Source organism: Ruegeria sp. CDSB113 (genome assembly GCF_059611045.1).
This window is the reverse complement of the sequence record NZ_JBXWOU010000004.1, coordinates 232,650-245,522: the sequence shown is the minus strand read 5'-3', so window position 1 is coordinate 245,522 and position 12,873 is coordinate 232,650. Positions and strand designations below refer to the sequence as shown.

Annotated in this window: 17 protein-coding genes and 1 riboswitch; of the genes, 6 read left to right on the top strand and 11 right to left on the bottom strand. The window is 57.7% G+C overall.

Annotated features, from left to right (window positions below):
- Nucleotides 1–5: 5 nt before the first annotated feature.
- The 5 genes from AC2FIS_RS10120 to AC2FIS_RS10100 all read right to left on the bottom strand — a co-directional run bounded on the left by AC2FIS_RS10120 (nucleotide 6) and on the right by AC2FIS_RS10100 (nucleotide 3,318).
- A complete protein-coding gene (locus AC2FIS_RS10120) occupies nucleotides 6–872 on the bottom strand; it encodes a polyprenyl synthetase family protein (protein WP_496773188.1) in 867 nt (288 codons plus the stop codon).
- Complete coding sequence (locus AC2FIS_RS10115; protein ID WP_058272726.1) at nucleotides 873–1,115, bottom strand: exodeoxyribonuclease VII small subunit; 243 nt, start codon at nucleotides 1,113–1,115, stop codon at nucleotides 873–875. It lies immediately after the preceding gene.
- Nucleotides 1,112–2,038, bottom strand: a complete 927-nt coding sequence (locus AC2FIS_RS10110) for a histone deacetylase family protein (protein WP_496773187.1) — start codon at nucleotides 2,036–2,038, stop codon at nucleotides 1,112–1,114. Before AC2FIS_RS10110 ends, AC2FIS_RS10115 begins: the two co-directional genes overlap by 4 nt.
- Before the next feature lie 69 nt (nucleotides 2,039–2,107).
- Nucleotides 2,108–2,809, bottom strand: coding sequence for a response regulator (locus tag AC2FIS_RS10105; protein ID WP_058272724.1), 702 nt, complete (start codon nucleotides 2,807–2,809; stop codon nucleotides 2,108–2,110).
- Nucleotides 2,806–3,318 carry a MarR family winged helix-turn-helix transcriptional regulator gene (locus AC2FIS_RS10100; RefSeq protein ID WP_113791046.1) on the bottom strand — a complete coding sequence of 171 codons (513 nt, stop codon included), beginning with the start codon at nucleotides 3,316–3,318 and terminating at the stop codon, nucleotides 2,806–2,808. Before AC2FIS_RS10100 ends, AC2FIS_RS10105 begins: the two co-directional genes overlap by 4 nt.
- Nucleotides 3,319–3,476: 158 nt before the next feature.
- Between AC2FIS_RS10100 and AC2FIS_RS10095 the strand changes: the two genes are divergently transcribed.
- The 4 genes from AC2FIS_RS10095 to AC2FIS_RS10080 all read left to right on the top strand — a co-directional run bounded on the left by AC2FIS_RS10095 (nucleotide 3,477) and on the right by AC2FIS_RS10080 (nucleotide 6,468).
- Nucleotides 3,477–4,343: a branched-chain amino acid aminotransferase gene (locus tag AC2FIS_RS10095; protein ID WP_058272722.1), complete on the top strand. Its 867-nt coding sequence runs from the start codon at nucleotides 3,477–3,479 to the stop codon at nucleotides 4,341–4,343.
- A gap of 128 nt (nucleotides 4,344–4,471) precedes the next feature.
- Nucleotides 4,472–5,422: an AraC family transcriptional regulator gene (locus AC2FIS_RS10090; protein WP_496773344.1), complete on the top strand. Its 951-nt coding sequence runs from the start codon at nucleotides 4,472–4,474 to the stop codon at nucleotides 5,420–5,422.
- 109 nt (nucleotides 5,423–5,531) lie between these two features.
- Nucleotides 5,532–5,897: a hypothetical protein gene (locus AC2FIS_RS10085; RefSeq protein ID WP_496773186.1), complete on the top strand. Its 366-nt coding sequence runs from the start codon at nucleotides 5,532–5,534 to the stop codon at nucleotides 5,895–5,897.
- A gap of 373 nt (nucleotides 5,898–6,270) precedes the next feature.
- Nucleotides 6,271–6,468, top strand: coding sequence for a hypothetical protein (locus tag AC2FIS_RS10080; RefSeq protein ID WP_496773185.1), 198 nt, complete (start codon nucleotides 6,271–6,273; stop codon nucleotides 6,466–6,468).
- Nucleotides 6,469–6,502: 34 nt separating this feature from the next.
- Here AC2FIS_RS10080 and cobO read toward each other — a convergent pair whose 3' ends face one another.
- From cobO to AC2FIS_RS10055, 5 genes are all read right to left on the bottom strand, one after another.
- On the bottom strand, nucleotides 6,503–7,102 hold the full coding sequence (gene cobO, locus AC2FIS_RS10075) for a cob(I)yrinic acid a,c-diamide adenosyltransferase (protein WP_496773184.1): 600 nt from the start codon (nucleotides 7,100–7,102) through the stop codon (nucleotides 6,503–6,505).
- Nucleotides 7,103–7,159: 57 nt separating this feature from the next.
- Entirely contained in the window at nucleotides 7,160–8,095 is a 936-nt protein-coding gene (locus AC2FIS_RS10070) for a DMT family transporter (RefSeq protein WP_496773182.1), read from the bottom strand.
- Between the two features lie 44 nt (nucleotides 8,096–8,139).
- The gene (locus tag AC2FIS_RS10065; protein WP_496773181.1) at nucleotides 8,140–8,802 is read right to left on the bottom strand and encodes an HD domain-containing protein; all 663 of its coding nucleotides are present in this window, start codon (nucleotides 8,800–8,802) and stop codon (nucleotides 8,140–8,142) included.
- Nucleotides 8,786–9,886, bottom strand: a complete 1,101-nt coding sequence (gene aroC / locus AC2FIS_RS10060) for a chorismate synthase (protein WP_496773179.1) — start codon at nucleotides 9,884–9,886, stop codon at nucleotides 8,786–8,788. Before aroC ends, AC2FIS_RS10065 begins: the two co-directional genes overlap by 17 nt.
- Nucleotides 9,887–9,980: 94 nt before the next feature.
- Nucleotides 9,981–10,421, bottom strand: a complete 441-nt coding sequence (locus AC2FIS_RS10055) for a 6,7-dimethyl-8-ribityllumazine synthase (protein WP_496773178.1) — start codon at nucleotides 10,419–10,421, stop codon at nucleotides 9,981–9,983.
- 72 nt (nucleotides 10,422–10,493) lie between these two features.
- Nucleotides 10,494–10,641: riboswitch (FMN riboswitch) on the bottom strand.
- A gap of 53 nt (nucleotides 10,642–10,694) precedes the next feature.
- Here AC2FIS_RS10055 and AC2FIS_RS10050 point away from each other — a divergent pair.
- Together AC2FIS_RS10050 and AC2FIS_RS10045 are read left to right on the top strand one after the other, a co-directional pair.
- Nucleotides 10,695–11,306: an FMN-binding negative transcriptional regulator gene (locus tag AC2FIS_RS10050; RefSeq protein ID WP_496773177.1), complete on the top strand. Its 612-nt coding sequence runs from the start codon at nucleotides 10,695–10,697 to the stop codon at nucleotides 11,304–11,306.
- Between the two features lie 74 nt (nucleotides 11,307–11,380).
- Complete coding sequence (locus AC2FIS_RS10045) at nucleotides 11,381–11,989, top strand: glutathione S-transferase (RefSeq protein WP_496773176.1); 609 nt, start codon at nucleotides 11,381–11,383, stop codon at nucleotides 11,987–11,989.
- 52 nt (nucleotides 11,990–12,041) lie between these two features.
- Here AC2FIS_RS10045 and AC2FIS_RS10040 read toward each other — a convergent pair whose 3' ends face one another.
- Nucleotides 12,042–12,485, bottom strand: a complete 444-nt coding sequence (locus tag AC2FIS_RS10040) for a c-type cytochrome (protein WP_496773175.1) — start codon at nucleotides 12,483–12,485, stop codon at nucleotides 12,042–12,044.
- Nucleotides 12,486–12,873 lie beyond the last annotated feature (388 nt).

Sequence of the window (12,873 nt, the reverse complement as noted above, 5' to 3'; positions counted from 1 at the left end):
CTGGCTTAGCTGTCCCGGGCAATAACGAAGCGTGCCGCGTCCTTCAAGGTTTCAGCCTTGGCACCGTAACCATCCAACGCGGCGCAGGCCTGATCGACCAGTTCTGCGGCGCGCGATTTCGCGGCGTTCAGACCCAAAAGCGAAACAAACGTGGCTTTGCCCGCCTCAGCGTCCTTTTGCAATCGTTTACCGGCCTTCTCGGCATCACCTTCTACATCCAGAATGTCATCAGCGATCTGAAAAGCAAGGCCAAGCGCCCGGGCATATTGGCGCAAGGGTTCGGGATCTGCCTGGGCCAAACGCGCACCGGCGCAGGCGGACCATTCAATCAAAGCACCGGTTTTGCCAGCCTGAAGCGTGCTGATCTGCTCCAGTGTCAGGGGCACGGCCGCTGTTTCAGCCGCCATATCCAGCGCTTGCCCCAGCACCATACCCTGCGCACCGCTTGCTGTGGCCAGCGTTAGAGCCAATTCAGAACGAATCTCTGCACTTCCGACCTCGGGCCGGGTGCACAGCTCAAAGGCCAATGTCTGCAGGGCATCACCGGCTAGAACGGCGGTGCCTTCGTCCCACTTTACGTGCACGGTCGGACGTCCACGTCGTAGATCGTCATCATCCATGCAGGGAAGGTCATCATGGACCAGAGAATAGGCGTGCAGGGCTTCGATGCCTGTCGCAGGCCAGATTGCCTGTGTTGCGTCGATGCCATGCATCCGTGCGCTTTCCATCACGAGACACCCACGCAATCGCTTGCCGCCCTGCGTGGTGTAGGCCATCGCCCGGGTAACGTCCAATTCGTCCAGCGCGCTCAGGACCAGATCGAATTGGGCCTGAATCCGCGCGGCATCCTGCGCCAGAATTTCCTTGAACATTTACTGACCTTCGACAGGCGTCGTCCCGGTTGGCTGCCCATTGGCATCCAAAGTAATGGCTGCGACCTTTTCTTCAGCCCGCTTCAATTCGTCTTCGCAGCGTTTCTTCAACGCGGCACCGCGCTCATACAGCGCAATGGACTGATCCAGCGCCACGTCACCACGCTCCAACTGGCCGACAACGGCCTCAAGCTCTTTCATCGCTTGTTCGAATGTCATCTGATCAACAGGAGTATCGGTCATCGGGCTGCCTTCATCAGTTCTTCCACATGGGCACGAGTGGCCTCGGCAAGGGCGTTCAGATCATACCCGCCCTCCAAAGTCGAGACGATACGGCCCTCACACAGCTCATCGGCGATCTTGCACAGCTCAGTCGTAACCCAGGCAAAATCGCCTGTGGACCAGTTCAAGTTGGCCAGCGGATCGTCCTGATGCGCATCGAAACCTGCCGAAATGATGATCAGCTCCGGCTTGAATGCGCGCAGTCTCGGGAAGGCTTGCGTTTCGTAAGCTGTCCGCATCTCGGCCCCGCCAGAGCCGGGGGCCAGAGGGATATTCAGAACCGTCTCAAAGGCACCGGTCTCATCCGGACGACCCGATCCGGGCCACAAAGGCATCTGCTGGCTGGTGATCACCAGCGCGCGGGCCTCGTCCCACAGCAAATCCTGCGTTCCGTTTCCATGGTGAACGTCGAAATCCACGACAGCCACACGCTTCAATCCGTGATGATCCAATGCGTGCTTGGCCGCCAGCGCTGCATTGCCAAACAGGCAGAAGCCCATCGCTGTTTCCGTTTCGGCATGGTGACCGGGCGGGCGGATCGCGCAAAAGGCATTCTGTGCGTCGCCGCCTAAGACCATGTCTACTGCACGCACAACCGCACCGGCTGCCCGGTAAGCCGCATCCACCGATCCCGAGGACATGAACGTGTCCCCGTCAATCTGTTTGAACCCGTCGGCAGGTCTTGCGTCACGGATATTGCGGATATGGCTTTCAGGGTGCACACGCAGCAGGTCGTCATCTGCGGCCATAGGGGCCGTCATGCGGTTCAGGTCCAGCCCTTCCAGCGCATGCAGAATATGCTCCAACCGCGCCACCCTCTCGGGGTGACCTTGCGGTGTCACGTGATCAAGGCAATCGGCGTGGGTCAAAAGGGCGGTTGTCATCGGGATCCCATCTTCATCTGGCCAAAAGTATCCTCGCCGAAGGCAAGAAAGCGCCGCGCCGCGGCTGAATCAATCTGGTGCCAGCATATATCCGGCGCCGCGGACGGTCTGCAGGTAACGCGGCTGCTTGGGGTCCTGTTCGATCTTGCGGCGCAGACGGGTGATCTGAACGTCCACCGCGCGTTCTTGCGCCTGACCCTTGTCGCGACCCAGATCCTCGACCAGTTTGGTGCGGCTGATTGGTTCACCGGGCTGGGCCGAGAAAATCTTCATCAACTGGCTTTCGGTCGCCGTCAAACGTACCGGGTCTTCTCCCTGCCACATCTCGCCCCGTTCGATATCGTACCGGATCGGGCCAAGGTGCAAAATCTTGGCAGTCGCATCCTGTGCTGGTGTTTCCGGCATCCGCCGCAGGATCGCATTGATCCGCAGCAACAGCTCTTTCGGCTCGAACGGTTTGGCCAGGTAATCATCCGCTCCGGCCTCAAGCCCGGCAATGCGATGCTCGGTTTCGCCGCGCGCGGTCAACAGCAGGATCGGAGTGGTATGGGTCTCGCGAAGCGCCTTGGTCAGGCTGACCCCATCCTCGCCGGGCATCATCACGTCCAGCACGATCATGTCGAAATCCAAGCCCGAAAGCACCCGCCGCGCATGTGCTGCATCCCGTGCAGCCGTGACCAGAAATCCGTTCCGCATCAGAAACTTCTTCAACAGATCGCGAATGCGCTCGTCATCGTCGACGATCAGCAGATGGGCATCCATTTCGTTCATGAGGTGGTATCCCGCAGTTTCGTATAGGCATGACGCATATCAGCATCCATCATCGCTTCAAGCACTTTACGAAACCCCGTCACAGCCTCGGGTCCCGCCTTTTTGTACGCTGCACGCATTCGGACGCGCTGGGCCTCAGACAGTTTGGCCTCTAACGCCTTGCCCTGTTCTGTCAGAAATAGGTGTCTTTCGCGTTTGTCCACTGATCCGACCCGGCTTTCGACCAGACCGTCGTCGATCAACGTCCGCAAAACCCTGTTCAGAGACTGTTTTGTTACGCCCAGAATGGCCAGAAGGTTATTGACCGTCGTGCCCGGCGCGCGGTTGATGAAGTGGATTGCCCGGTGGTGCGCCCGTCCATAGGCCATTTCGGTCAGTATGCGATCAGGATCTGCGGTAAAGCCGCGATAGGCGAAAAACATCGCCTCGATCCCCTGCCGCAACTGTTCGTCGGTCAAAAACAACAGGCTCTCGCCACCAAAGGCTGGGGCGGGACGGGTATCCGACATAGTATGCCTCATTCGTTACTCGACGCGAGTTTATGTCAGCGTTATTGACATTCCAAGAGTGGACGGGTATCGAATCGCAGTTTTTGCGCAACTTTATGTCCGATGTGGACTTAATTTACGCAACAATCGAAAATTGATCCCATGTCAGGAGGTTTCGCATGGCGGGGTATGATGATCGTGATGGCGTCATCTGGTTGGATGGCAAACTGGTGCCCTGGCGCGAAGCCAATGTGCATATCCTGTCCCACGCGATGCACTATGCGTCTTCGGTGTTCGAAGGTGAGCGTGCTTATAACGGCAAGATTTTCAAAAGTCGCGAACATTCTGAGCGTTTGATTGCCTCGGCCGAAGCGCTGGACATGCCTATGCCCTATTCGGTGGACGACATCGAGGCCGCCAAGGACGAAGCGCTGAAAGCCAGCGGTCTGCAGGACGCCTATGTCCGTGCGCTGGTCTGGCGTGGCTCGGGGGAAGACATGGGTGTGGCATCAGCCAAGAACCCGGTCCGGATGGCCGTCGCCGTGTGGCCTTGGGGCGCCTACTATGGTGACGCCAAGATGCAGGGTGCCAAGCTGGATATCGCGGAATGGAAACGCCCCAGCCCGGAAACTATCCCGGTGCACGCCAAGGCGGCGGGTCTGTACATGATCTGCACCATCTCGAAACATAAGGCCGAGGCCAAGGGCTGCTCGGACGCGCTGTTCATGGACTGGCGCGGTTACGTGGCCGAGGCGACCGGTGCGAATGTGTTCTTCGTAAAAGATGGTGAGGTTCATACGCCTCTGGCCGATTGCTTCCTGAACGGGATCACCCGTCAGACCGTCATTCAGATGCTGAAAGACAAAGGTATCACCGTCCACGAGCGCCGCATCAAGCCCGAGGAAATGGCGGATTTCGAACAATGCTGGCTGACCGGCACTGCAGCCGAGGTGACCCCAGTGGGTCAGATCGGCGATTATACGTTTGAGGTCGGAGACCTGACCCGCGAGATCGCCGCCGATTATGAGGCACTTGTGCGCGCCTAATAACACTCAGATGCATTGACAGAAGCCCTCGCGCTATCGCGGGGGCTTTTTCATTGCCGCTTGTTCATAAAGACTTGCAGATCGTCCGCATGGCTGGACGAACGCGCAGCCGCGCCTATCTTAAACCAATGTTGGATCTGCTTAGCGATATTCTCACCCGCCTGTCCTTGAAGGGCACGTTTTACTTTCGAACCTCTTTCACGCCGCCCTTTGGTATACAGGTGCCGGCCTATCAAAATGTGGCCAGATTTCACTTTGTACAGCGCGGAGAGCTGAAAGTATTCGTCTCTAACACACGACAAACCTTGCGATTAAAGCAAGGGGACCTGATCGTGATCCCGCACGGATCCGCCCATGCGTTATTGTGCAATGAGGTTCAACCGCTGGATGCCCTGCCGCTTGAACAGGTTTTGGAAGAGGCCGGGTACAAGGGCGACGGGGTTCTGATTTATGGCGGCGAAGACAAAAGCCGCGATACGCAGTTAATCTGCGGTCATTTCTCTTTCACCGGACCGCCGGGGCGACAGGGAACCGGGCATATGCTGATTGATCGGCTTCCCCCATACATCCTGATCGAAAACTATGGCGAGGAAGCCGGGGCCTGGATCGAAGCCACCCTGCGTATGATCGGGTCCGAGATCAACGGCGCGCGGATTGGTGGTGACCTCATAGCGTTGAAACTGTCCGAGGTCCTGTTTGCGCAGGCCATCCGCGCCCATCTTGAACATCAAAGCCCCAGCGATACCGCGCTTGCCGGGTTCGCCGATTCCCGCATTTCGCGTGCATTGACCGCGTTTCATCATTCGCCCGCGCAAGAGTGGAGCGTCGAGTCCCTGGCACGTGAGGCCGGAATGTCTCGCACTGCGTTCGCACAGCTCTTTGCAGAGAAGATGGGGACAACGCCCATGCAATATCTAACCGATTGGCGGATGCAGATTGCGTGTCACGGATTGACTGAGGCCCGTTGGAACGTGGCCGACGCCGCGGCCGAGGTCGGCTATGCCTCGGAAGCCGCCTTTTCGCGGGTGTTCAAGAAGCAAGTTGGCGTATCGCCAGCCGTCTATCGATCAATGCACTGATCGAGTTGAAACTCTGGACGATCTGCAACGTTTCGCGAACGATCCAGAATTAAACGTTCTGAGTTCCTTTCCTAGTTTGAAGCTGTCTCATATCTGGAAAGGAACTCTCATGTCTCTTCGCTGTGTCACCCGCAATATTCACGCCTATCTGGACTACCCTGTTGCCTTTGCGCTGATGGGGCTGCCCTTTTTGCTTGGACTGGGGCAATCCAACCCGTTGGCCTTGTGGCTGTCGGTGGTCACCGGTGTCGCGGCGTTTGTCCTGACGGTGTTGACCGATCACCATTTGGGGATCTGGCGTGTTCTTCCCTACAACTTTCACTTGGCGGTTGATCTTCTGGTCGGCGTCGTTTTCCTGGCCGCGCCCAGCCTGTTTGGGTTTTCGGGAATGGATGCGATCTTTTACTGGCTGAACGGGGCTGCGGTTGTCGCCGTCATCTCGCTTAGCGCGCCAGAGCAGGGTGTTACGGCCTGAACCAGACGCACCTTGGGTTCACCGCAACAACGTGAATTTCCAAAACCCCAGAGCCGCTTGTCTAACCGACAGGCGGCTCTTTGGTCGGTGTATTGCGCCGTGTACCAGCATATGTGGCCCTAAAACGGGAGATTTCAGGAAATTGGTTTTCTCAAAACGCCTGAAGTAATTCCGTTCCAAGTCGATCAACTTCGGGGTTACTCGGGATGTGTTATTTTGATCTTGCAAATTCCGACAAAAATAATCAGATAAAGATCAAGGCCAGATGTGTTAGCATCCAGCACGGGGTTTCGAGGCGGTCTGCGGGCTTAGCGTATCGCCTGGTGAGAGCGCGCCACCGCCTCGGAAACGACACGCGCAACAGGAAATGACGATGGGTGACCCACTTGATGAAATCATGGCTCGGCACGAAGCGGCCACCGCTTGCGGATGTTGCTGTGACGACGACTATTGTGCCTATGTCGACAAACCCAAGGCAGCCCAAGGCGACAGGGCTGAACAACCGTTGCCGGACAGCGCCACCTGCCGACGCGGGTCAGTTAGGTTTCTCAACGAAAATCCGCCAGCGTAACAGCCCCTAAGTGGGGCTGTTTAGACCCTGATGCTCAGAAATCCACGCCGCGCTGGGCTTTGATTCCGGCTTGAAACGGATGCTTTTCTTCGGTCATCTCGGTGACCAGATCGGCATAGTCCCGCAACGCCTGTGGTGCGTCCCGACCCGTCAGGAAAACACTGGTCTTGTCAGACCGTTCTTTCAGCCCATCGATCACTTGTTCGACCGACAGGTATTCGTACCGAAGCGCGATGTTGATCTCGTCCAGTACGATCAGATCGTATTCGCCGCTGGACATGAGGGCGCGTGCCTTGTCAAAGGCAGAGTTTGCGGCGGCAATGTCGCGTTCGCGGTCCTGAGTATCCCAGGTGAAGCCTTCACCCATCGTGTGCCAGGTCACCAGATCGCGTTCTTCAAAAAAGCGACGTTCGCCGGTTTTCCACTTACCCTTGATGAATTGAACAACGCCGACCTTCTGACCCCAACCCAGTGCACGGATCACGACTCCGAACGCGGCCGAGGATTTGCCTTTGCCCTTGCCAGTGTTGATCAGCACCAGCCCGCGGTCCGGATCAACTGCCTCGGACACTTTCTTTCGGTGCTGGGCCTGCACCTTTTGCATCTTTTCCTTGTGATCCTGTGCGTCGTTCATGGGAAACCCTCATCTTGTGTTGGGCACACCCTAGGGGAAGTTCTGCAAAGGTAAAGGTCAGGCTTTGGGATCGGTGACGGCGCGAGCCTTGCCACGCTCCAAGCCCAGTTGATGTTCGCGCCAGATCACCACGACGTTCCCCACAATCACCAGCGCCGCCCCGGCCAGCATGACCAGGGTTGGCAGTTCACTGAACCAGACATAACCGATGACGATGGCAAAGAGCATCGAGGTGTAATCGTAGGGCGCCAGCATCGAAGCCTGCCCAAAGCGATAGGACGAAGTCACCAGAATCTGTGCCACACCTCCGATCAGACCAGCCAGAATCAAAAAGCCAGCCTGTTCCCATGTGGGTATGACCCACCCCCAAAAGATGGTTAGCCCTGACAGGATGGTCGCCGTCATCGAAAAATAGAAGACAATGGCCGCAGGATGGTCGACCTGCACCAGCTGCCTGATGTGGATCTGCACAAAGGCCCGTGCAACGGTCGCAACCAGAATACACAATGCGCCGAAGGTGGCCGCTGCTTCCATGTTGTTGCCGCCCAGTCTGGGCCAAATCATGATCAGGACACCCAACAAGCCGATGGACACGGCGGCGATTCTGATCTTACGGATGCGTTCGCCTAACATCACTGCGGCAAGGATCAGGGTGAAAATCGGGGTGGCATAGCCAATCGCTGTCGCTTCGGGCAGCGGGATCAAGCCAAGGCCGGTAAATGTAAGCCCCATCGCCGTGGTGCCCAGCACGCCGCGCCAGAAATGGCCCGAGGGTTTACGGACTTTGAACCCTTGCGCCAATTCTCCGCGCGCCATCAGCCAGATGACGATCACCGGAATGGCAAAAAGGGATCGGAAAAACACCATCTCGCCAGGTGGGAAGTGATCGGACTGCGCTTTGATAATCGCCGCCATGACCGTGAACAAAAACACCGCGCTCGTTTTCAGAGCGACGGCCAGCAAAGGTCGATGCGATGTTAAGGGTTTTGCCATCGGCGCGAACCTGCGCTTTTGGTAGGGAAAGATCAACGCGTTGTTTACAGATTGGTCCAATCGGTCGGCAGTGGGCTGCCGATCTCTTGCGCGAACTCTTCCAGAAAGCGGATCATGCGTGTGATTCTGCGCTGCGCGATCTCTTTGCCACCCTCGGTCAGCATATCGCCGGGAAGGCCCAATAGTTTGACCTTCCAGTGGTCGATTGAAAAATGCAGGTCGTCCAGCGGGCGGTTGGCGGCAAAGGGATCTGCCGGATCATAAAGCGAACGTCCCAAGGCACCGGAAACCGAGAAATTCCGGGCAACTCCAATCGCCCCCAGCGCGTCCAGCCTGTCAGCATCACGCAGGATGCAGGCTTCGGGCGTTTCCGGCGTTATGTTGGCCGAAAAACTATGTGCCTCGATAGCATGTTTGATTGCGTGGATCTGACCTGCAGAATAGCCCAAGTTTGCCAAAATAGACTCTGATTCTTCGGCCGATCGGCGCGATGCCAAATGGCGGTCTAGGTCGTCCTTGGACAAATTTACCAGATCATGCAGATAAGCGGCGGCCAGCAGCACCGGCATGTCGGTCTGGTCGTTTGCAATGGTCTGCGCGTTTACCCAGACCCGGTCCAGATGGGCCAGATCATGCGCAGGGTCGGTTTCCATACGTTGCGCAACGACGGCCCGCAGGCGCGTGCGCAGATCAGCCGATCCGTCCACGGTTCTCTCCGATCTGGCCGCGATGCAGCAGCAAGTGGTCGAGGATCACGCAGGCCATCATCGCCTCACCCACCGGAACGGCGCGGATGCCTACGCAGGGGTCGTGACGGCCTTTGGTGATGATCTCGGTTTCTTCACCCGATTTGGTGATGGTTTTGCGCGTCGTCAGAATGGATGAGGTAGGCTTGACCGCAAAACGCACAACAACGTCCTGCCCAGTTGAAATCCCGCCCAAGATGCCGCCCGCGTGGTTCGAGCTGTATTGCGGACCATTCTGACCCATGAAAATCTCGTCCGCATTGGCCTCGCCAGTCAGTTCGGCGGCAGCCATGCCTTCGCCGATCTCAACGCCTTTCACCGCGTTGATCGACATCATAGCGGCGGCCAAATCAGTGTCTAACTTGGCGTAAACCGGCGCGCCTACGCCTGCCGGGACGCCTCGGGCCACAACCTCGACAATCGCACCAACCGAGTTCCCGGATTTGCGCAATTCGTCCAGATAGTTGGCCCAGTATTCGGCGGCTTGTGCGTCCGGGGTCCAGAACGGGTTCTGTTCGATCTGAGACCAGTCGAAATTGCCCCGGTCAATCTTGTGCGGGCCGATCTGGGTCATGTATCCGGTAATCTGTACATTGGGCGCGATTTGCTTGATCGCTTCACGCGCCAGTCCGCCTGCCGCCACACGCGATGCGGTTTCCCGGGCCGAACTGCGCCCGCCGCCGCGATAGTCACGGATGCCGTACTTCTGCCAGTAGGTGATATCGGCGTGCCCAGGACGAAACTTGTCCATGATATCACCGTAGTCTTTCGAGCGCTGATCGGTGTTCTCGATCATCAGCTGCACCGGTGTGCCCGTGGTCTGGCCTTCGAATACACCGGACAGGATTTTCACCTGATCGGGTTCGCGCCGCTGGGTGGTGAACTTGTTCTGACCCGGTTTGCGCTTGTCCAGCCATTGCTGAATCATCGCCTCGTCGATCGTAACACCCGGAGGGCAGCCATCGACGGTCGCACCCAATGCGGGCCCGTGGCTTTCACCCCAGGTGGTGACGCGGAAAAGGTGGCCAAAACTGTTCATCGACATGGGGCATGCTCCTTTGCGCGTTGTGATTAGCGGGCAAGGCCCTTGGCCTCAAGCGGATTTGCGGTTGGGGCAGGGGAACCCCAACCAGCTGTGCCTATGCGGCACGGGTCAACGACGCACGGGTTTGGGTGATCTTCAGGGCCGCCTGAGCCGCCTCGCGACCCTTCTCGACAAAATGCGCGCGGTAGATGGCATTGTGGTGATCGGTTTCCTGATACTGGTGCGGCGTCAGCGAGACCGACAGAACCGGAACACCGGTATCCATGCTGGCGCGCATCAGCCCATCGACAACGGCTTGCGCGACGAAATCGTGCCGGTATATGCCGCCATCCACCACAAACGCTGCGCAGGCGACGGCTGCATATTGGCCGGTCTGAGCCAGATCGCGGGCGAGCAGGGGCATTTCGAATGCGCCGGGGACGTCGAAAACGTCAACCTGTTCGGCGGGGATGAGTTCTAGAAACCCTTCGAGAGCCTGGTCAACGATATCGGAATGCCAGTTGGCTTTCACAAAAGCATAGCGGGTGTGTGTCATCATGATCTCCTTTCGCAACAGACACGTCACCCAAGGCGATCACGGGCAGGCGCAAGCCAGGGCCGACGCGCTGCACGTTCTCTTTCATCCGGACTATGACCGTCGGCTCTGGCTTCTCACCAGATCTGCTGACACCCCGTACACCGGGGCCGCTCGCGGGCTTACGGGTCATCGCCCGCATACCGCCGGTGGGGAATTTCACCCCGCCCTGAGAACAGCGGGACCTTGCCAAGGTGCGGCCGGTTCTGCAAGAGATTTTGCAGGAGGATAGCCATGCACCCCAATCCAGCCTTCCGCGCAGAAGAGACAGAGCGCAATGTTACCTTTGCGCGTGACCGCGCGTTCGGGGTTCTTGCGGTGTCGACGGATGAAGCGCCGTTGATTAGCCACGTGCCGTTTCTGCTGTCTGAGGATGGCGCGCTGGCCGAGCTGCATCTTGTCAGATCCAATCCGATCGTCCGCATGCTGAAAGAGCCTAAACCAGCGAGAATCGCCATCACAGGACCAGACGGATATGTATCTCCGGATTGGTACGGGATCGCCGATCAGGTTCCGACATGGAACTATGTCGCTGTGCATCTGATCGGTCAGTTAGAACAGCGGCCGCACGCGGAGTTGCTGGACCTGTTAAATCGCCAGTCCGCCTTTTATGAGGCGCACTTGCTGCCCAAGCCCCCTTGGACCACCGGCAAGATGAGCCAGGACGCGTTGGATAAGATGATGCGCATGATCGTGCCGTTCCGGTTTCGCATTGACGACATTCAAGGCACCTGGAAGCTAAACCAGAACAAGCCCGATGCAGTCCGCCTGAGCGCGGCAGATCACATCGCAAACGACGGGATCGGGTCCGAGCTTGGTGCTCTGCAAGAGTTGATGAGAGGGTGAGGTTGGCGCACCAATTGACGGGTTTTGTTTTGCATGGGGTGCTGTAGAGTTCCGGCAATTCAGGGAGATCGCTAATGAAACTCTACTTCAGCCCCACTTCGCCCTATGTCCGCAAAGTCATGGTTTTGTTGCATGAAACAGACCAGTTGCAGGATGTCGAGCTGCTGAATGTTGCAACAACGCCAATGTCCCCGGCCGAGCCCCTATTGGCCAAGGCTCCGCTGACAAAGGTGCCCGCGTTAGAGCGCCCCGATGGGCCGACCCTGTTCGACAGCCGTGTTATCTGTGCGTTTCTGGACGCGCGCGCGCAGGCTGGTCTTTATCAGGACGGTGCCCGGCATTGGGACGTGCTGACGCTTGAGGCGCTGGCGGATGGTATTCTGGATGCTGCGTTGCTGATCACCTATGAGGCTCGGATGCGGCCCGAAGACAAGCAATGGGATGATTGGGCCGATGCGCAGTGGGACAAGATAGAACGCGCCTGCGCCGCGCTGAACCAGCGGTGGATGGCGCATCTGTCCGGACCGTTGGATATGGGGCAGGTCGCAGTGGCCTGCGCGCTGGGCTATGTCGATTTCCGTCACGATGCGCGCGGGTGGCGCAAGGGAAGTGACGCGCTGGCCGCCTGGTACGAGAAGTTTTCGGAACGTCCCAGCATGGCCGCAACGCAACCGCCAGCCTAATCGGGGATCAATGCGCTGGTCGCTCTGATGGCAGAACGGCCAGCGACAGTCATCACTCGTTGAACGTCGCCAGATAGGCCGCGATGTCATCGGCGCCCTTTTTCAGTTTGACGCTCATGTTGGGGCGCGCCGTCTCATCGTCCAGATATTCCTTGATGAATGCGATCGGGTCTTTGGAGTAGGTGGCGATATTCTCCTGCGTCCAAACCAGCCCTTCCTGGCCCGCCCGGATCAAGTCGTCGGTGAACATTCCGATGGGCAAACGCTCGCTTCCGTTCAGGTAATCTGACTCGGTTCCGGCGATGCGACCGACGACGCCGAAAAGATTCGGGCCAGTGATGCCGCCTTTGACCAGAACTTGGCCATCTTTGATGATTGCGTGGCAAGAAGAGCAGCGATTGTAGAGTTTTTCACCTTTCGCCGGATCACCAGCCGCGGCGGCCTGAGATGACATGGTCAGCACGAATGTCAGTACGGGTGCATAGAGCTTTGACATAGAGAACGTCCTAAAGTGGTTCGGATATCTTCAGGGCCATCGTCGATTTCCACCAAAAGTACAATCGAAAACAAGCAAGGCTAGGTCATTGTAAAATATGTATTTTCTACTCAATTTATCCGCCGTTTCCGACCTGCTGGACAATAAGGCCTGAGTGGCAAAACAAGGTCAGGATTTCGCAAATCTGCACCCGATGAACCGTCTGGGACAGGAACAGATCGACAGATCTTAGGCATGCGTACCCCGAGCGAATCACATTGGAACTGATCAGCGGCGGTTGGCAGATTTCCTCGCATAAATGCGCCGACAACTTGAAAATTCAGCCCTTCGTTGTGACATGAAAGCCCAGATACGGCGCACTGCGCGCCTATGACCGCTGGACGAACCG